Consider the following 17,924-nt stretch of genomic DNA (forward strand, 5'->3'; position numbering starts at 1 on the left):
ATGAAATTTTGCGTCACCAGACCCTGGAACCAGCATGGAAACCCAAAAAAACAATATTGAGTACATTCCTGAGTTTGAAAAATCTTTTCGCCACCCGCGCAACTGGAGTGCCTGGCTTGGCGTTTACGCATTTGCGGGGATTGCGATGTTACCTGCCTCGGTTCGCGATCCGGTACTGGGAAAAATAGGCCGCCTGGCGGGCCGGTTTGGTAAAAGTGCCCGTCGCCGTGCGCAGATTAACCTTCTGTACTGTTTCCCGGAGAAGAGTGACGCTGAGCGTGAAGCGCTGATTGACGACATGTACACGACCGCGCCGCAGGCCATGGCGATGATGGCCGAACTGGCGCTCAAAGGGCCGGAGAAAGTTCAGACGCGAGTTGACTGGAAAGGGCTGGAAATCATCGAAGAGATGCGCCGCAACAACGAGAAGGTGATCTTCCTCGTTCCTCACGGCTGGGGCGTGGATATTCCTGCGATGCTGATGGCGTCACAGGGGCAGAAAATGGCGGCAATGTTCCATAACCAGGGCAATAAGATCTTTGATTACGTCTGGAACACCGTGCGGCGCCGTTTTGGTGGCCGTCTGCATGCGCGTAATGATGGCATTAAACCGTTTATACAGTCCGTGCGTCAGGGCTACTGGGGTTACTATCTGCCGGATCAGGACCACGGCCCCGAGCACAGTGAGTTTGTGGATTTCTTCGCGACGTATAAAGCCACGTTGCCGGCGATTGGCCGCCTGATGAAAGTCTGCCGTGCGCGCGTCATTCCGCTGTTTCCGGTATACGACGGGAAAACCCATCGCCTGAGCATTGAAGTGCGTCCACCGATGGATGATTTACTGACGGCGGACGATCACACCATTGCGCGTCGAATGAACGAAGAGGTCGAGATTCTGGTGGGACCGCATGCTGAGCAATACACGTGGATACTGAAGTTGCTCAAAACGCGTAAGCCCGGTGAAACAGAGCCGTACAAACGCAAAGAGCTTTTCCCGAAGAAATAAGCAGAAATAAAAAAAGCCCGCTCCGAAAAGAGCGGGCTTTTTAACAGGGGCGTGCTTACTCGACGGTCAATACGCGAGTGGTATTGGTCGAGCCGATGGTGCTCATCACGTCACCCTGAGTCACAATCACGATATCACCGGAGACCAGATAGCCTTTGTCGCGCAGCAGGTTCACGGCGTCGTGGGCAGCCGCGACACCGTCGTTGGTGCTGTCGAAGTGAACCGGCGTGACACCGCGATACAGCGCCGTCAGGTTCAGCGTACGCTCGTGACGGGACATGGCGAAGATGGGCAGACCGGAGCTGATACGGGAGGTCATCAGCGCGGTACGGCCAGATTCGGTCATGGTGATAATCGCCGTTACGCCTTTCAGGTGGTTAGCGGCGTACATGGCAGACATCGCAATCGCTTCTTCCACGTTGTCGAACTGCACGTCCAGACGGTGTTTAGAGACATTGATGCTTGGGATCTTTTCAGCACCCAGGCAAACGCGTGCCATCGCGGCTACGGTTTCAGCAGGGTACTGGCCGGCTGCGGTTTCTGCAGAAAGCATTACGGCATCGGTACCGTCCAGCACGGCGTTAGCCACGTCCATCACCTCTGCACGGGTCGGCATTGGGTTGGTGATCATGGATTCCATCATCTGGGTTGCGGTGATCACGGCGCGGTTAAGCTGACGTGCACGGCGGATCAGGGCTTTCTGGATCCCCACCAGCTCAGGGTCGCCAATTTCCACGCCCAGATCGCCACGAGCAACCATCACCACGTCAGACGCCAGAATCACGTCATCCATCGCGTCCTGATCGCAAACGGCTTCCGCACGTTCCACTTTAGCAACGATTTTGGCATCACAGCCCGCATCACGTGCCAGACGGCGCGCGTAGTTCAGGTCTTCGCCACAGCGCGGGAAGGAGACGGCCAGGTAGTCAACGCCAATCAGCGCAGCGGTCACGATATCCGCTTTGTCTTTATCGGTCAGCGCTTCGGCTGAGAGGCCACCGCCGAGTTTGTTAATGCCTTTGTTGTTTGAGAGCGGGCCCCCGACGGTGACTTCGGTGAATACCTTCATCCCCTGAACTTCCAGCACTTTCAGCTGAACGCGACCGTCGTCGAGCAGCAGGATATCGCCAGGCACAACATCAGCCGGCAGACCTTTATAGTCGATCCCAACTTTTTCTTTATCGCCTTCGCCTTTACCCAGGTTGGCATCAAGCAGGAATTTGTCGCCGATATTGAGGAAGACTTTACCTTCTTTGAAGGTTGAAACACGAATTTTTGGACCCTGCAGGTCCCCGAGGATAGCAACATGACGGCCAAGTTTGGCCGCAATTTCACGCACTTTGTCGGCACGTAATTTATGGTCTTCTGGCGTACCGTGAGAGAAGTTCATACGCACCACGTTGGCACCCGCGGCGATAATTTTCTCGAGATTGTTATCGCGGTCAGTGGCCGGGCCTAAGGTGGTTACGATCTTGGTTCTGCGAAGCCTTCTGGACATGTAATACTCCGTTGACTGAAACAACTTTGGTGTTGCGTGAACATTAAATCGGCCTTCATCTGCTGCAAGGCAACAGAGAGAGGACCGAATGCCGTAAATCGTTACATCGTAGTTATTAAACTATTTAGGGAACATCGCTTTTCATAAGCAATTCTTTATCAAAACGCGATTCCTTAAGCGCTTCCTTGACACGCTTCAAGTTATCTCTGAATTTTGCGCCACGGCGCAGGGTGAAACCGGTTGCCAGCACGTCAATCACCGTGAGCTGCGCCAGACGGGAGACCATCGGCATATACATGTCGGTGTCTTCCGGGACGTCAAGGGTGATGGCGAGCGTCGCTTCTCTTGCCAGCGGCGTGCCCGCCGTCGTGAGGGCAATAACCATGGCATCGTTTTCACGCGCCAGTTGCGCCAGCTCCACCTGGCTTTTGGTGCGCCCAGTGTGCGAAATGAGTACCACGACATCATCTTCACTGCAATTCATACAGCTCATGCGTTGCAGGACAATGTCATCGGAATAAATGACCGGGACGTTAAAGCGGAAGAATTTATTCATGGCGTCATGCGCCACGGCCGCCGACGAGCCGAGGCCAAAGAACGCAATGCGCTTGGCCTGGGTCAGTAAATCCACCGCGCGGTTCACGGAATTCATATCCAGGGACTGGCGAACGTGGTCCAGCGTAGCCATGGCCGACTCAAATATTTTTGCCGTATAGGCATCAACACTGTCGTCTTCATCCACATTGCGATTAACATAAGGCGTGCCGTTTGCCAGACTTTGTGCAAGATGCAGTTTAAAATCAGGAAAGCCGCGCGTTTCAAGGCTACGGCAGAAGCGGTTAACCGTCGGTTCGCTGACGCCTGCCTCCTGCGCCAGAGCGGCGATGCTTGAATGAATCGCCTGAGCAGGAGCAGCAAGAATGACTTCGGCCACTTTTCGCTCGGATTTGCTAAGGTGTTCCAGTTGGAACTGGATTTTTTCCAGCATGTTCATTGTTAACAGGGCGCTCATGGGTGGAAACGATTTCATTAATACATGAAATCATGATTCGATTTAGCCGATATTACCCCTGTGGCTTCCATAAAGGGTAACAGTCGACAAGATAATGTTGTTGTTTTTTTTCATTACTTGATCGGTGTCGGGTTTTGTTATGACCCTGTAGTTCAAAGAATCAACGCTTTTTGCGTGATTCCGCCACCACAAGCGGCTGACGGCGAAAAAATCGCGGTATCGCACGCGAGGTTAAGCGCTAATGGTTTCGGGAATGACGTAAAAGCAGTACAGTGCAACGTAATAAAATTACAACGATACCTGGCAGAAGTACCAGGTGATCCAACTGAGGAGAATGACATGGCGGTAACGCAAACAGCCCAGGCATGTGACCTGGTCATTTTCGGCGCGAAAGGCGATCTTGCACGCCGGAAATTGCTGCCTTCCCTGTATCAACTGGAGAAAGCGGGCCAAATTCATCCGGATACGCGTATCCTGGGCGTTGGGCGCGCCGACTGGGACAAGGAAGCTTATACCAAGGTCGTACGCGAGGCGCTCGAAACGTTCATGAAGGAAAAGATTGATGAAAGTTTGTGGGATACCCTCAGCGGACGTCTTGATTTCTGTAACCTGGACGTGAACGACGTCAGCGCGTTTAACCGTTTAGGCGCGATGCTGGATCAGAAAAACCGTGTCACCATTAACTACTTCGCCATGCCGCCAAGCACTTTCGGTGCAATCTGCAAAGGCCTGGGCGAAGCGAAGCTGAACGCTAAACCGGCACGCGTGGTGATGGAGAAACCGCTGGGGACCTCTCTTTCAACCTCCCGCGAAATTAACGACCAGGTCGGCGAGTACTTCGAAGAGTGCCAGGTCTACCGTATCGACCACTATCTTGGTAAAGAGACGGTACTGAACCTGCTGGCGCTGCGTTTTGCCAACTCCCTGTTTGTGAATAACTGGGACAACCGTACCATCGACCATGTGGAAATCACCGTGGCCGAAGAGGTAGGTATCGAAGGCCGCTGGGGTTACTTTGACCAGGCCGGTCAGATGCGCGACATGATCCAGAACCACCTGCTGCAAATCCTTTGCATGATTGCCATGTCTCCACCGTCTGACCTGACGGCGGACAGCATTCGTGACGCTAAAGTGAAAGTGCTGAAGTCACTGCGTCGCATCGATCGCTCAAACGTGCGTGAGAAAACGGTACGCGGCCAGTACACCGCAGGGTTTGCTCAGGGTAAAAAAGTGCCGGGCTACCTGGAAGAAGAGGGCGCCAACAAGGCGAGCAATACCGAGACGTTTGTGGCGATCCGCGTGGATATCGATGACTGGCGCTGGGCGGGTGTTCCGTTCTACCTGCGTACCGGTAAACGTCTGCCGACCAAATGTTCCGAAGTGGTCGTTTACTTCAAAAACCCTGAACTCAACCTGTTCAAAGAGTCCTGGCAAGAGCTGCCGCAGAACAAACTGACCATTCGTCTGCAGCCAGACGAAGGGGTGGACATCCAGATCCTGAACAAAGTGCCGGGCCTGGATCACAAACATAACCTGCAGACCACCAAGCTGGACCTGAGCTACTCCGAAACGTTCAATCAGACTCATCTTGCCGATGCTTACGAGCGTCTGCTGCTGGAAACCATGCGCGGTATCCAGGCGCTGTTCGTGCGTCGCGATGAAGTGGAAGAAGCGTGGAAATGGGTCGACTCCATCACTGAAGCCTGGGCTGCGGATCAGGATGCGCCAAAACCGTATCAGGCGGGCACCTGGGGGCCTGTCGCGTCCGTCGCGATGATCACCCGTGATGGCCGCTCCTGGAATGAGTTTGAGTAAAATAATCAGCTGCCTCTTAGGTGTTATTTTACCGGTAACATGATCTAACACAGCTCGTGGCACAATTTATAAACTTTTAAGCTCCGCGTGGATTCACCCGCGGAGCTTTTTTTATTACACTGCCGGAAGTGATTTTGCCCCTGAGCTCCGGACAGCAAGCGTTTCAGCGTTGTTAATAATCGCCAGCGACTTTGTAAACTCCCGAGCCCGGACAGATAAATTAGAGGAGCTTTTATGAATCCGACATTGTTACGCGTAACACAGCGCATTATTGAGCGCTCGAAAGAGACCCGTTCTGCCTACCTCGCCCGGATTGAACAGGCCAAAAGTAATACCGTTCATCGCTCACAACTCGCCTGCGGTAACCTGGCGCACGGTTTCGCCGCCTGCCAGCCCGACGATAAAGCCTCGCTGAAAAGCATGCTGCGTAACAATATCGCCATCATTACCTCCTACAACGACATGCTTTCTGCGCATCAGCCGTATGAAGTGTATCCGGAGATCATCCGTAAAGCGCTGCACAGCGTCAATGCAGTAGGCCAGGTCGCGGGCGGCGTGCCGGCCATGTGCGACGGCGTGACGCAGGGTCAGGATGGGATGGAGCTCTCTCTGCTGAGCCGCGAAGTGATTGCGATGTCGGCCGCAGTGGGCCTGTCTCACAATATGTTTGATGGCGCGCTGTACCTCGGCGTGTGCGATAAAATCGTCCCGGGGCTGGCCATGGCAGCGCTGTCGTTCGGTCATCTGCCTGCGATCTTCGTGCCATCAGGTCCGATGGCAAGCGGCCTGCCAAACAAAGAAAAAGTGCGTATCCGTCAGCTGTATGCGGAAGGTAAAGCAGATCGTCAGGCACTGCTGGAAGCGGAAGCCGCCTCCTACCATGCGCCGGGCACCTGTACTTTCTACGGTACGGCCAACACCAACCAGATGGTGGTGGAATTTATGGGGATGCAGCTTCCTGGGTCCTCTTTCATTCAGCCGGATGCGCCACTGCGTAAGGCCCTGACTGAAGCAGCTGCCCGCCAGGTAACGCGTCTGACCGGTAACGGCAACGCGTGGATGCCGCTGGGTAAAATGGTCGACGAGAAAGTGATCGTCAACGGTATCGTTGCGCTGCTGGCAACCGGCGGTTCAACCAACCACACCATGCATCTGGTGGCGATGGCGCGCGCGGCGGGCATCCTGATTAACTGGGATGATTTCTCGGATATCTCGTCTGTGGTGCCACTGATGGCGCGCCTGTACCCGAACGGCCCGGCTGACATCAACCACTTCCAGGCTGCCGGTGGCGTGCCGGTGCTGATGCGCGAGCTTCTGAAAGGCGGTCTGCTGCATGAAGATGTGAACACCGTGGCGGGCTTTGGTCTGCAGCGTTATACCCATGAGCCGTGGCTCAATAACGGTGAGCTTGACTGGCGTGAAGGCGCCACCGCCTCGCTTGACGCACAGGTTATCGCCACCTTTGAACAACCGTTCTCTCGTCACGGCGGCACCAAAGTGCTCAGCGGTAACCTGGGGCGTGCGGTGATGAAAACCTCCGCCGTACCGGAAGAGAACCAGATTATCGAAGCGCCGGCCGTGGTGTTTGAAAGCCAGCATGACGTTTTGCCTGCGTTTGATGCCGGTCTGCTCGACAAAGATTGCGTCGTTGTGGTGCGCCATCAGGGGCCAAAAGCGAACGGGATGCCAGAATTACATAAACTTATGCCGCCACTTGGTGTATTATTGGACCGCCGTTTCAAAATTGCGTTAGTGACCGATGGACGCCTCTCTGGCGCATCAGGTAAAGTGCCTTCTGCTATCCACGTGACCCCGGAAGCTTACGACGGCGGTTTGCTGGCGAAAGTTCGTGATGGAGACATGATCCGCGTTAACGGTCAGACAGGTGAGTTAACCCTGCTGGTGGATGACGCTGAACTGGCGGCACGTAAGCCACATATTCCTGACCTGAGCGCATCGCGCGTGGGAACCGGACGCGAAATGTTTGGCGCGCTGCGTGAGAAACTCTCCGGTGCGGAGCAGGGCGCAACCTGTATTACGTTTTAAGACGACTTGATTTTATCGATCTGGCGAGAGAAAACTCTGATGAAAAACTGGAAAACAAGTGCAGAAGCAATCCTGACCACTGGCCCTGTCGTGCCGGTAATCGTGGTGAACAAGCTGGAACATGCTGTCCCGATGGCGAAAGCCCTGGTCGCGGGTGGTGTTCGTGTTCTGGAAGTGACCCTGCGTACCGCCTGCGCGATGGACGCTATTCGCGCTATCGCCAAAGAAGTGCCGGACGCGATCATCGGTGCGGGTACCGTACTGAACGCACAGCAGCTGGCTGACGTGACCGAAGCGGGCGCGCAGTTCGCTATCAGCCCTGGCCTGACCGAGCCGCTGCTGAAAGCTGCAACCGAAGGCACGATCCCTCTGATCCCGGGTATCAGCACCGTATCTGAACTGATGATGGGTATGGATTACGGCCTGAAAGAGTTCAAATTCTTCCCGGCTGAAGCTAACGGCGGCACCAAAGCGCTGCAGGCTATTGCGGGTCCATTCTCTCAGGTTCGCTTCTGCCCGACGGGTGGTATCTCTCCGGCAAACTACCGTGACTACCTGGCGCTGAAGAGTGTCCTGTGCATCGGCGGTTCATGGCTGGTTCCTGCGGATGCGCTGGAAGCAGGCGACTGGGATCGCATCACTAAACTGGCTCGCGAAGCGGTTGAAGGCGCGAAGCAGTAAGCGAAGACAGTATGAAAAACGGGCCTGCTGGCCCGTTTTTTTTATCCTGCAACCTTCACGTTCGCGGCGGCTGTTTTGGCTCTTGCCACAGCCTCATCCACGTTTTCACCGGTCGCTAGCGCCACGCCAAGGCGGCGCGTGCCGTCAATCTCCGGTTTCCCGAACAGACGAACCTGCAAGCCTGCACCCATAGCCCCTTCGACGTTATCAAAGGTGACGTTCTGGCTGGTTAATAGCGGCAGGATCACCGCCGAAGCCGCCGGGCCGTACTGACGAATGCCGCCAACGGGCAGGCCGAGGAAGGCACGCACATGCAGGGCGAATTCAGAAAGGTCCTGCGAAATCAGCGTGACCATCCCGGTATCGTGCGGGCGAGGGGAGACTTCACTGAAAATTACCTCATCGCCGCAGACAAACAGCTCCACGCCAAACAATCCGTAACCGCCCAGCGCCAGAACCACTTTACGGGCAATTTCCTGCGCACGTGCCAGCGCCAGATCGCTCATCTGCTGCGGCTGCCAGGACTCACGATAGTCGCCATCTTCCTGACGGTGGCCAATCGGATCGCAGAAATGGACGCCATCAACGGCGCTGACCGTCAGCAGCGTGATTTCGAAATCAAACTTTACGACACCTTCGATAATCACGCGACCGGCACCGGCACGTCCTCCCTGCTGGGCATACTCCCACGCCTTATCCAGAGTGCTGCTGTCGCGGATAAAGCTCTGTCCTTTACCGGAGGAACTCATGACGGGCTTAATGATGCACGGGTAGCCAATTTCGTCGACAGCCTGCAGGAAAGCGGCTTTATCGCCGGCAAAACGGTAGCCTGAGGTAGGTAAGGCCAGCTCTTCAGCTGCCAGACGACGAATGCCTTCGCGGTTCATGGTCAGTTTGGCCGCTTTTGCGCAGGGCACCACGCGCTGGCCTTCCTGCTCAAGGGCGATCAGCGTATCGGTGGCAATGGCTTCAATTTCGGGTACCACGAAATCCGGTTTCTCCTGCGTAATCAGCGTACGCAGGGCATCGCCATCCAGCATATTGATCACATAAGAACGGTGGGCGACATGCATGGCAGGTGCGTCAGCGTAACGATCCACTGCAATGACTTCCACGCCCAAACGCTGGCACTCAATGGCGACCTCTTTACCCAGTTCGCCCGATCCTAACAGCATCACACGCGTCGCCGCAGGTCGCAGCGCGGTTCCTAAACGAGTCATAACAATCCCCCTGAAAAAGTTGCGCGCATTATAAACGTAAACGTTTGCGTCTGTCTTGTTCAGGGCCCAAGAGCGGTTAAGAAATTTGCGCTTCTTTAGCCGTGGCAGACATTTCCTGACGCCTGCTCGCTTACGCTGGGAGACATATTCACCGTTAAGTGAGGGAAACCATGTCAGGCTGGCTAAATCAATTGCAATCCATGTTGGGGCAGAAAACGTCGTCATCCGGCGAGCAGGGGCTGAGCAAACTCCTGGTGCCGGGGGCGCTTGGCGGGCTGGCTGGACTGCTGGTTGCCAATAAATCCTCGCGTAAGTTACTGGCAAAGTATGGTACCGGCGCGCTGCTGGCGGGCGGCGGCGCTATTGCGGGTACCGTACTGTGGAACAAATACAAGGACAGAGTGCGGACCGCGCACAGCGACGAACCCCACTTTGGTGAGCAGACCTCGCCGCTGGATCTGCGTACCGAACGGCTCATCCTGGCGCTGGTGTTCGCGGCGAAAAGCGACGGGCACATTGATGACCAGGAACGATCGGCGATTGAGCAGCAACTGCGTGAGGCCGGTGTCGAAGAAAGGGGCAGAGCGCTGGTGGCGCAGGCCATCGAACAGCCACTCGAACCGCAGCGTCTGGCGCAAAGCGTGAAAAATGAGGAAGAGGCGCTTGAACTCTATTTTCTGAGCTGTGCCGCCATCGATATCGATCACTTTATGGAGCGCAGCTATCTCAATGCGCTGGGTGATGCCCTGAAGATCCCACAAGATGTCCGGGACGGGATCGAGAAGGATATTCAGGAGCAAAAACGGGCGTTACAGGGCTAACTGCCGCCGTCGCAGCCATGTTTCGCTTGCATCATGCGTGGGTTTTGCCAACCTTATAGGGTGTAAAACTCAAAAGAATGATGACATGCCACCGAAAGCCCGACGTACTCCTTATGCGATCACCACGCATGGCGATACGCGTATAGATAACTATTACTGGCTGCGGGACGACTCCCGTTCCCGGCCAGAAGTGCTCGACTACCTGCACGAGGAAAACGACTATGGCCGCAAGGTCATGTCCAGCCAGCAGGCGTTGCAGGACCAGCTGTTAAATGAAATGGTGCAGCGTATCCCCCAGCGCGATATTTCCGCGCCATGGACCAAAAATGGCTATCGATATCGCCATATCTACGAACCTGGTAACGAGTATCCCATCTACCAGCGACAGTCGGTGTTATGCGCCGAATGGGATGAGTGGGACATCCTGCTGGATGCCAACCAGCGCGCCGCCCATAGCGAGTTTTATACCCTCGGCGGCATGTCTATTTCCCCCGATAACACCATTATGGCGCTGGCGGAGGATTACCTCTCCCGTCGTCAGTACGGTTTGCGTTTTCGCAACCTGGAAACCGGTAACTGGTATCCGGAAATGCTGGATAACGTTTCGCCGGACTTTGTCTGGGCGAATGATTCCGAAACGGTTTACTACGTCAAAAAGCATGCCTCCACATTGTTACCTTACCAGGTGTGGCGCCACACCGTTGGGACGGATTCTGCTGACGACGAACTGGTTTACGAAGAGAAAGACGAAACGTTTTATGTCAGCCTGCACAAAACCTCGTCCCGCCACTATGTGATTATCTTCCTGGCCAGCGCCACAACCTCTGAAGTTCTGCTGCTGGACGCCGAGCTACCTGATGCGCAGCCGCTGTGCTTCCTGCCGCGACGTAAAGATCATGAATACAGCCTCGATCACTTCCAGCACAGCTTTTACCTGCGCTCTAATCGGGAGGGTAAAAACTTTGGCCTCTACAAAACCAAAGTACGCGATGAACGTAAGTGGGAAGTGTTAATCCCCGCCCGGGAGCAGGTAATGCTCGAAGGGTTTACGCTGTTCACCGACTGGCTGGTGGTTGAGGAGCGCCAGCGGGGGCTGACCAGCCTTCGGCAAATTAACCGCAAAACGCGGGAAGTGATCGGGATTGCGTTTGACGACCCGGCTTATGTTACGTGGATAGGGTTTAATCCTGAGCCGGAATCGTCGCGTCTGCGCTACGGCTACTCGTCTATGACCACGCCCGATACGCTCTTTGAGCTGGATATGGACACCGGGCAACGTCAGGTGCTTAAACAGTCCGAAGTGAAAGGGTTCGATTCCGACAACTACCGAAGCGAACACCTGTGGGTTACCGCCCGCGATGGCGTCGAGGTGCCGGTCTCGCTTGTTTATCATCGGGCGCATTTCCAGAAAGGTAAGAATCCGATTCTGGTTTACGGCTACGGCTCCTACGGCTCAAGCATGGACGCTGATTTCAGCAGCAGCCGGTTAAGTCTGCTGGATCGCGGTTTTGTGTTCGCCATTGCGCATGTTCGCGGCGGCGGGGAGCTGGGTCAGCACTGGTATGAAGACGGGAAATTCCTGAAAAAGAAAAATACCTTCAATGATTATCTCGACGTCTGCGATGCGTTGATTGAGCAGGGCTATGGCGATCCTGGGCTTTGCTTTGGTATGGGCGGCAGCGCGGGAGGATTATTGATGGGGGCCGTCATCAATCAGCGTCCCGAACGCTTTAAAGGGATTATTGCGCAGGTGCCGTTTGTCGATGTGGTAACGACCATGCTGGATGAATCCATCCCACTGACGACCGGAGAGTTTGAAGAGTGGGGCAACCCGCAGGATGAGATCTACTATCGCTACATGAAAGAGTACAGCCCGTACGACAATGTAGAAGCGAAAGCGTATCCGCACATGCTGGTGACCACCGGATTGCACGATTCACAGGTGCAATACTGGGAGCCTGCAAAATGGGTGGCGAAACTGCGGGAACTGAAAACCGACGACAACCTGCTGCTGCTGTGCACGGATATGGACTCCGGTCACGGCGGGAAATCGGGACGATTTAAATCTTACGAAGGCGTGGCACTGGAGTATGCGTTTTTAATTGGCCTGACACAGGAGACGCTGCCAGGCCGTGCGGAGCGTTAAGCTTCGCCAAGATAGTGCTTAAGCGTTAAACGCAGTTCCGGGCTCATCTTATCGAGGTTGTTATAGAGCCAGCGCAGATAGCCCGGATCTTTATCCGCAATATCGGAAACCGCCCGACCGCGATATTTGCCAAAGGTGAAGGTAGTCAGCAATGCCGGACGCCCGGTAATGGTCGCCATATCATCAGGGGTCCAGCCGGAGTTATTCATAATATCAATGAGTAACGCGGCGGTGATGTAGCAGTCATACAGGGCGCGGTGATGGTGCAGACCCTCCGGCGTTTTGACGCTCAGCTTACGGGATTTGTACAACGCCATATTGCTGTACTTAATCCCAGGCCAGAGACGACGCGCCAGTTTCATCGTGCAAATCCATTCTCCGGGCATGTCGGGGAGCACCCGGCGGTCAAAACTGGCGTTGTGCGCGACGTACCACGGGCTACCGTAATAATGGGGTATCACCTCTTCTATCCACGGTTTGTCCGCCACCATCGATTCTGTAATTCGATGAATAGCCATAGCCTGCGGGCTGATCGGGCGGTCGGGACGTACCAGATGGCTCATTGGGTTGACTATTTTTCCATCAATCACGTCGACAGAAGCCACTTCCACTATTCCGCCCTGAAGATCGCAGGTTTCGGTATCGATGACGCGCAGCATTGAACTCTCCTGAGCCTAAAACGCCTAGCCTAAAGGAATGATATCGCCTTGCCAACCCTGTCTGCCAAGAGATCCGGTCAATAGCAGTTCACCTTTGTCCGCGCGGACGATCAACTGACCTTTTTCATCCCATAACGCGCTGCCGCCGCGTGCGTTCGCCATTAACACCGCAATGGCATATTTGTGTGCGAATCGCTGCAGGGTACTGATGGATTGCCGCCAGCGGCTGTCTCCCACTGACTGGCAGCTGGTAAACAGCGTCGCCTGCGGGTCGAGATTTGGTGAATCAGCATGTGCATCGACGATCGTCAGCTGCTTATCACCCGGGATCAGGCTTGCACCACGACCCTGAGGGTAGCGCAGGATGCTATGGCGAGAGGGGGTAAACAGGGCAAGGCCTTTCTGGCGATGGCCATTCACGTCGAGCGGAAGCCCGGCAATAATAGTGATCCGGTATAATTTCGCGGCGTTTAGCAACGGGGCCAGCTGTTTATCATCGGGAGGGGCGGGGAGCGTCGTTGTCCCTGGGCCAGTTAATGAGAGCTCCGGGAATACCAGCAAATCGCACTGCTGGCGTGCCGCTTCGGCAATGAAACGGAGATGGTGCGCGACATGTTCATCTACACTGTGGTGCAGCCCGGCATACTGGGCCGCAGCAATATTCCATTGTGACATCGTGACTTCCTTTACACAGAGTCGCAGTGATTTAAGAATACACCTAATTTAATCAGGGTTTTCTTATCCTGCCATATTCCGCGTAAGGAAGTGTAACGACTCGTTAAGCTTATTTAACTTTAGGTTCGTACGGTAAACGAGAAAGGTTAACGGAGGCGAGACGATGTGCAATTAAGCGTTCGCGAAACCAGTCGCGCAGATGAGCAGGTTGCTCACGTTCAACCACTTCAGCCACGATGGGCATGTTGTAACGCTCTTTAAATGCGACGCCAGCGGCAGCGAGATCGACATTCACTTTATCCATCTCGTCCTGAGGAAGGGCGGCCAGATTGATCTTCATTACCTTCTCCTTTTTAGACGGCGGCAACGTTACCGCGATTGCTCGACGATGACAAGCAGAGGTGGGATGATCCTCGACTCGCTTATTATACAGAGTTATTCTTTGCCATACAGGCATAACAAAAAGGAATGATTGCGATGGGTTTATCCTCTTCCCGCGCGGCAGGCGCACTGGTCTTTTTGGCCTCTTGCGTGATGTCACCCTCCGTGCTGGCGCACGCTCACCTTAAACAACAGACTCCGGCAGCAGATAGCCTCGTGACGGCACCGCGCACGCTGACGCTGACGTTTTCAGAAGGTATTGAGCCCGGTTTTAGCGGTGTGGTGGTGACGGATGCACAAAAGCAGACCATCAGGACCGGTGCCGTTAAACGCGACGAGAAAGACAAGACGCAGCTGAATGTGTCGCTGGATCGCGAGTTGACGCCCGGAACCTACCAGGTTGACTGGCATGTGGTGTCGGTAGACGGCCACAAGACAAAAGGCAGTTATCACTTTAGCGTGAAATAGCATGCTGGCGATGTGCTACGTAGGGCTGCGCTTTCTCCATTTCGGCGCGTTAATGCTTATTTTTGGCAATGCGCTGTATAGCGTCTGGTTTGCTCCTTCCTCTCTGCAACGGCTCATGTCCCGGCGTTTTCAGTCGCAGCAGAGAATGGCGGCGTTAATCAGCCTGGTGACAGCGCTCCTGATGTTTACGCTTCAGGGTGGGTTAATGGGGAATGGCTGGGGCGATGTCGTCAACCCCGACATCTGGCGTAGCGTGCTGGGGACGCAGTTTGGAAGCGTCTGGCTGTGGCAAATCATTCTCGCGGCCCTTACTGCCGGTACAGCATGGCTGGCTCCGCATAAAGGCTCACGGCTGTTACTGCTCGCCATGGGACAGTTCGTCCTGCTGGCGGGAGTAGGGCATGCGACAATGAACGAAGGCGCGGTGGGCGCATTACAGCGTCTTAATCACGCTCTTCATGTGTTATGCGCCGCGACCTGGCTTGGCGGATTACTGCCGCTGCTGTTTTGCATGCGTCTGGCGAAAGGGCAGTGGCAGCCTGCCGCAATCTACACCATGATGCGCTTCTCACGCGTGGGGCATTACGCCGTAGCAGGCGTGGTGCTTACCGGCGTTTTTAATGCGCTGTTTATTCTGGGTATCGATATTCCCTGGCAGGCCCGTTACGTGCAATTTTTGTTGTTCAAATGTGCGCTGGTGGCTTTGATGGTGGTAATTGCGCTGGCAAATCGGTATTTTCTGGTGCCACGGTTTCGTGCGCAAAGCGGGCGAGAACAACAAATATTTATCAGAATGACACAAGCAGAAGTGGTGCTGGGTGCGCTGGTGCTGGCTACAGTCAGTCTGTTCGCGACCTGGGAACCCTTCTGACAAGGTTAACTATCCTATGAAAAAGACACTACTTTCTCTCATCTTGCTGGCCTGCACGGGGAGTGCCCTGGCCGCACCACAGGTCATTACCGTCAGTCGTTTTGAAGTGGGTAAGGACAAATGGGCGTTTAATCGTGAAGAGGTGATGCTAACCTGCCGTCCGGGGCACGCCTTGTATGCGATTAACCCAAGCACGCTGGTGCAATACCCTTTAAATGATGTCGCAGAGCAGCAGGTCGCCAGTGGCAAAAGCAGTGGACAGCCAATCAGCGTTATTCAGATTGATGATCCCGCACATCCAGGTCAGAAGATGAGCCTGGCACCGTTTATCGAGCGTGCAGATACGCTTTGTTAATCTTCGGGTTTCCAATAAAAAACCGCAGATGCTTGCGAAAGCACTGCGGTTTTTCACTTTTAATGATGCTCATACGCTTTTTTTCCGGCCGCTTTAACTGAGGACTGGAAAACCTGGCGTCGTCATCTATTCTTAAAAGGCAAGGCGACTTAGCCTGCATTAATGCCAACTTTTAGCGCACGGCTCTCTCCCAAGAGCCATTTCCCTGGACCGAATACAGGAATCGTATTCGGTCTCTTTTTATCTATTTTAAATTTCAGTCACTTACAGCGATCTGCCACCAAAGTACCCTAAAATTGTCCGAACTTGAATATTCGGTATTTCCCGTTATACCACACCGTTTTTAACATTCACAATTCATTTACACGCAAATTTAGGGATCATCACGCACTCTTTTATCCTGCATCCCATTGTGTCCATGCGACGACAATCAGTGCTGTTTGCCGCTTGAGTGTATGTCGGGACAGTGGCAATCATGGAAGAACGCTTGCAAATTTGCTTACAGGAACTGGGGTAACGGAGAGGTGTAGCACACATATGCGCGGCCATTAACCGTCAACTGTTGCGGTGCTATATTTTTTATCCGGGAAAGACTACGTTAAGGACAACCGGGAAAGGAGAGGGGGCATGGCATCAATGTTGATATAACCACAACACCCCGTTATGTTTGCTGGAAAGATATGACGTGATTAAAGGATAAAGTCTTTAAACTTATCTTTATTGTCAACGAGATAGGCTGGGAATACGGGTTTTTCTAGCGCCTGCCTAATTAGCTTCCTGTCTCTTCCCCAAATATCTTCTGCATTTTTGAGTACTTTCATAATGTGTTCTGGATTATTGAAATCAGGAGTGTTGTATTCCTGATGAGAAATAGTCGCCATCTTCTCAGAAATGCGTTCAGGGGACATTACCCACGAGAAATGCCAGCCACCATTATCGATAGTTTTATTCTTTAATTTAAAAAAGTTCCATTTAAACCACGACCAATTTTTATTTTTACGGGCATGCTTTATATTCCTGAAAGATTCAGGTTCACCATCAAAATAATTTAATAAATTTTTATATGTTGTTGCTCTCGGTAACGTGCATTTTCGGGGAGTACCATTAGTATTAAATACTTGCATATTGAACTGATAATTATAAAAATTTTGATGGATAGTCGTGCACAGATGGCGTGGGTTAATCCTGTCGATCACTGCGGGATCAAAAATTTCGTCTACATCAGAAACAAGAATGATATCGTCAGGCTGTGCGTTTACAAGCCCTTGCATAATGCTATTGCGGTGGTGCGATTCTACAGCCCAGGGATCAACTTCATTATCAGTGGTATATTTTGCACCCGGAATTTTTGTTGGGTCCGTATCGTTTACAACATAAATGATTTTATCGGCGAAACACGTGAACTTCTCGATGTCGAAATTGAGTTTCTTTGGTTTTCCGGTAAAAGTATATGTTGATTCAACAATAACGAATTTGTCAACGACATCCGAGAGTGTGTGTAGACGGATGTCTAACAACATATCTTCATCATAATATAAAAAACAATCATAAATCATCATCAATTCCTTAATTTTTTGCACCGATATCGCGCATTTTTCCTGTCACTTTATTTAATTCGTTTTCATTTAAAACTAAATGAGCGGCCAAAAAACACCCTGTGCATCCCCATTACGCGAGGTAACTCACCGCCGGTGTATTTTCGCCAGTGATTGCTTCCTGCAAGCCCGGCAAACTTTGCCATTTGGGTACCCGTAAGACCGAGCGATGACTTGAGTAGAGCAAGGTCTTCCGGCGTAGGTGAGGCATAGTTTTCAATCAGAGGCATAACACACCTGTAAAAGCCGAACGGACATAGTTGGTTATCTAAATATAAGAAAATTAGGGTGGAGACAGCAATTGCATTCGTAAATCAGTATGCAATTATAATCGTATCCTAACGAAATATCAGCAAAGTTTAGACACCTCAGTAATGAATAGCAACAGCATCTCTGTGACGATGATTGTACTACCTTTCGGGAGGTGAGACCCCGTGGCAAGAGGGCACGCTTTTCATACAACGGTAGTCCCTTCAGGGTTTTTCATCAACGAACCAAAACAGAAACGGGCTTAATGTTCAGTCCGCTATTGCAAAATATCTTTGCAACAGCGGCAGAGTGGAGAGTAAATCACATTGAAAAGCGGGGCAAATGAACTGGGAGGAAGGTCAATTTTATCCCACAGATCGTCAGTTCTGGCCGGACGTAACCTCAAGGATCACTTTTTACCTATAA

The 17,924-nt window shown here is 53.2% G+C and carries 17 protein-coding genes; 9 read left to right on the plus strand and 8 right to left on the minus strand.

Annotated elements, in window-relative coordinates:
* The first annotated feature begins 34 nt into the window (after positions 1–34).
* Positions 35–1,006 (plus strand): lauroyl-Kdo(2)-lipid IV(A) myristoyltransferase, encoded by a 972-nt coding sequence (lpxM, locus tag F8561_RS21750; protein WP_032678429.1) that lies wholly within the window; start codon positions 35–37, stop codon positions 1,004–1,006.
* Positions 1,007–1,061: 55 nt separating this feature from the next.
* On the opposite strand, the gene pyk is transcribed toward lpxM, so the two are convergent.
* Positions 1,062–2,504: a pyruvate kinase gene (pyk, locus tag F8561_RS21755; RefSeq protein WP_020883399.1), complete on the minus strand. Its 1,443-nt coding sequence runs from the start codon at positions 2,502–2,504 to the stop codon at positions 1,062–1,064.
* A gap of 124 nt (positions 2,505–2,628) precedes the next feature.
* A complete protein-coding gene (locus F8561_RS21760) occupies positions 2,629–3,498 on the minus strand; it encodes a MurR/RpiR family transcriptional regulator (RefSeq protein ID WP_025203851.1) in 870 nt (289 codons plus the stop codon).
* Between the two features lie 357 nt (positions 3,499–3,855).
* Between F8561_RS21760 and zwf the strand changes: the two genes are divergently transcribed.
* From zwf to kdgA, 3 genes are all read left to right on the plus strand, one after another.
* Positions 3,856–5,331 (plus strand): glucose-6-phosphate dehydrogenase, encoded by a 1,476-nt coding sequence (gene zwf, locus F8561_RS21765; protein ID WP_020883401.1) that lies wholly within the window; start codon positions 3,856–3,858, stop codon positions 5,329–5,331.
* 234 nt (positions 5,332–5,565) lie between these two features.
* Positions 5,566–7,377, plus strand: coding sequence for a phosphogluconate dehydratase (gene edd, locus F8561_RS21770; RefSeq protein ID WP_014170631.1), 1,812 nt, complete (start codon positions 5,566–5,568; stop codon positions 7,375–7,377).
* A 39-nt stretch (positions 7,378–7,416) separates the two neighbouring features.
* On the plus strand, positions 7,417–8,058 hold the full coding sequence (gene kdgA, locus F8561_RS21775; protein WP_020883402.1) for a bifunctional 4-hydroxy-2-oxoglutarate aldolase/2-dehydro-3-deoxy-phosphogluconate aldolase: 642 nt from the start codon (positions 7,417–7,419) through the stop codon (positions 8,056–8,058).
* Between the two features lie 41 nt (positions 8,059–8,099).
* On the opposite strand, the gene purT is transcribed toward kdgA, so the two are convergent.
* Positions 8,100–9,278, minus strand: coding sequence for a formate-dependent phosphoribosylglycinamide formyltransferase (gene purT / locus F8561_RS21780; protein WP_151887931.1), 1,179 nt, complete (start codon positions 9,276–9,278; stop codon positions 8,100–8,102).
* A gap of 170 nt (positions 9,279–9,448) precedes the next feature.
* Between purT and F8561_RS21785 the strand changes: the two genes are divergently transcribed.
* Together F8561_RS21785 and ptrB are read left to right on the plus strand one after the other, a co-directional pair.
* Positions 9,449–10,099: a tellurite resistance TerB family protein gene (locus tag F8561_RS21785; RefSeq protein ID WP_020883404.1), complete on the plus strand. Its 651-nt coding sequence runs from the start codon at positions 9,449–9,451 to the stop codon at positions 10,097–10,099.
* An 85-nt stretch (positions 10,100–10,184) separates the two neighbouring features.
* Positions 10,185–12,245, plus strand: coding sequence for an oligopeptidase B (ptrB, locus tag F8561_RS21790; RefSeq protein ID WP_151887932.1), 2,061 nt, complete (start codon positions 10,185–10,187; stop codon positions 12,243–12,245).
* On the opposite strand, the gene exoX is transcribed toward ptrB, so the two are convergent.
* From exoX to F8561_RS21805, 3 genes are all read right to left on the minus strand, one after another.
* Positions 12,242–12,904 (minus strand): exodeoxyribonuclease X, encoded by a 663-nt coding sequence (exoX, locus tag F8561_RS21795; RefSeq protein ID WP_151887933.1) that lies wholly within the window; start codon positions 12,902–12,904, stop codon positions 12,242–12,244. The two genes, ptrB and exoX, sit on opposite strands and share 4 nt — an antisense overlap.
* 24 nt (positions 12,905–12,928) lie before the next feature.
* Positions 12,929–13,579 carry a carbon-nitrogen hydrolase family protein gene (locus tag F8561_RS21800; protein WP_138614244.1) on the minus strand — a complete coding sequence of 217 codons (651 nt, stop codon included), beginning with the start codon at positions 13,577–13,579 and terminating at the stop codon, positions 12,929–12,931.
* 109 nt (positions 13,580–13,688) lie between these two features.
* Positions 13,689–13,919 carry a DNA polymerase III subunit theta gene (locus tag F8561_RS21805; RefSeq protein WP_013096102.1) on the minus strand — a complete coding sequence of 77 codons (231 nt, stop codon included), beginning with the start codon at positions 13,917–13,919 and terminating at the stop codon, positions 13,689–13,691.
* Between the two features lie 137 nt (positions 13,920–14,056).
* Between F8561_RS21805 and yobA the strand changes: the two genes are divergently transcribed.
* Genes yobA through F8561_RS21820 form a run of 3 tightly spaced genes read left to right on the plus strand, consistent with a single transcriptional unit; the run spans position 14,057 to position 15,654 of the window.
* Positions 14,057–14,428, plus strand: a complete 372-nt coding sequence (yobA, locus tag F8561_RS21810) for a CopC domain-containing protein YobA (protein ID WP_113656005.1) — start codon at positions 14,057–14,059, stop codon at positions 14,426–14,428.
* A gap of 1 nt (position 14,429) precedes the next feature.
* Positions 14,430–15,299, plus strand: coding sequence for a copper homeostasis membrane protein CopD (gene copD / locus F8561_RS21815; protein WP_032678425.1), 870 nt, complete (start codon positions 14,430–14,432; stop codon positions 15,297–15,299).
* Positions 15,300–15,315: 16 nt separating this feature from the next.
* Positions 15,316–15,654, plus strand: coding sequence for a YebY family protein (locus F8561_RS21820; protein WP_014170622.1), 339 nt, complete (start codon positions 15,316–15,318; stop codon positions 15,652–15,654).
* Between the two features lie 689 nt (positions 15,655–16,343).
* On the opposite strand, the gene F8561_RS21825 is transcribed toward F8561_RS21820, so the two are convergent.
* Both F8561_RS21825 and F8561_RS21830 read right to left on the minus strand, forming a co-directional pair.
* Positions 16,344–17,210 (minus strand): glycosyl transferase family 17, encoded by an 867-nt coding sequence (locus F8561_RS21825; RefSeq protein ID WP_020883409.1) that lies wholly within the window; start codon positions 17,208–17,210, stop codon positions 16,344–16,346.
* 65 nt (positions 17,211–17,275) lie between these two features.
* The gene (locus tag F8561_RS21830) at positions 17,276–17,479 is read right to left on the minus strand and encodes a hypothetical protein (RefSeq protein ID WP_226778101.1); all 204 of its coding nucleotides are present in this window, start codon (positions 17,477–17,479) and stop codon (positions 17,276–17,278) included.
* Positions 17,480–17,924: the final 445 nt, after the last annotated feature.

The organism is Enterobacter sp. 198, assembly GCF_009025585.1.
GTDB lineage: Bacteria > Pseudomonadota > Gammaproteobacteria > Enterobacterales > Enterobacteriaceae > Enterobacter > Enterobacter ludwigii.

Bases quoted from the DNA above. Each gene is read 5' to 3' on its own strand.
- lpxM (WP_032678429.1), top strand. From the start codon at position 35: ATGGAAACCCAAAAAAACAATATTGAGTACATTCCTGAGTTTGAAAAA.
- pyk (WP_020883399.1), bottom strand. From the start codon at position 2,504: ATGTCCAGAAGGCTTCGCAGAACCAAGATCGTAACCACCTTAGGCCCG.
- F8561_RS21760 (WP_025203851.1), bottom strand. From the start codon at position 3,498: ATGAACATGCTGGAAAAAATCCAGTTCCAACTGGAACACCTTAGCAAA.
- zwf (WP_020883401.1), top strand. From the start codon at position 3,856: ATGGCGGTAACGCAAACAGCCCAGGCATGTGACCTGGTCATTTTCGGC.
- edd (WP_014170631.1), top strand. From the start codon at position 5,566: ATGAATCCGACATTGTTACGCGTAACACAGCGCATTATTGAGCGCTCG.
- kdgA (WP_020883402.1), top strand. From the start codon at position 7,417: ATGAAAAACTGGAAAACAAGTGCAGAAGCAATCCTGACCACTGGCCCT.
- purT (WP_151887931.1), bottom strand. From the start codon at position 9,278: ATGACTCGTTTAGGAACCGCGCTGCGACCTGCGGCGACGCGTGTGATG.
- F8561_RS21785 (WP_020883404.1), top strand. From the start codon at position 9,449: ATGTCAGGCTGGCTAAATCAATTGCAATCCATGTTGGGGCAGAAAACG.
- ptrB (WP_151887932.1), top strand. From the start codon at position 10,185: ATGCCACCGAAAGCCCGACGTACTCCTTATGCGATCACCACGCATGGC.
- exoX (WP_151887933.1), bottom strand. From the start codon at position 12,904: ATGCTGCGCGTCATCGATACCGAAACCTGCGATCTTCAGGGCGGAATA.
- F8561_RS21800 (WP_138614244.1), bottom strand. From the start codon at position 13,579: ATGTCACAATGGAATATTGCTGCGGCCCAGTATGCCGGGCTGCACCAC.
- F8561_RS21805 (WP_013096102.1), bottom strand. From the start codon at position 13,919: ATGAAGATCAATCTGGCCGCCCTTCCTCAGGACGAGATGGATAAAGTG.
- yobA (WP_113656005.1), top strand. From the start codon at position 14,057: ATGGGTTTATCCTCTTCCCGCGCGGCAGGCGCACTGGTCTTTTTGGCC.
- copD (WP_032678425.1), top strand. From the start codon at position 14,430: ATGCTGGCGATGTGCTACGTAGGGCTGCGCTTTCTCCATTTCGGCGCG.
- F8561_RS21820 (WP_014170622.1), top strand. From the start codon at position 15,316: ATGAAAAAGACACTACTTTCTCTCATCTTGCTGGCCTGCACGGGGAGT.
- F8561_RS21825 (WP_020883409.1), bottom strand. From the start codon at position 17,210: ATGATTTATGATTGTTTTTTATATTATGATGAAGATATGTTGTTAGAC.
- F8561_RS21830 (WP_226778101.1), bottom strand. From the start codon at position 17,479: ATGCCTCTGATTGAAAACTATGCCTCACCTACGCCGGAAGACCTTGCT.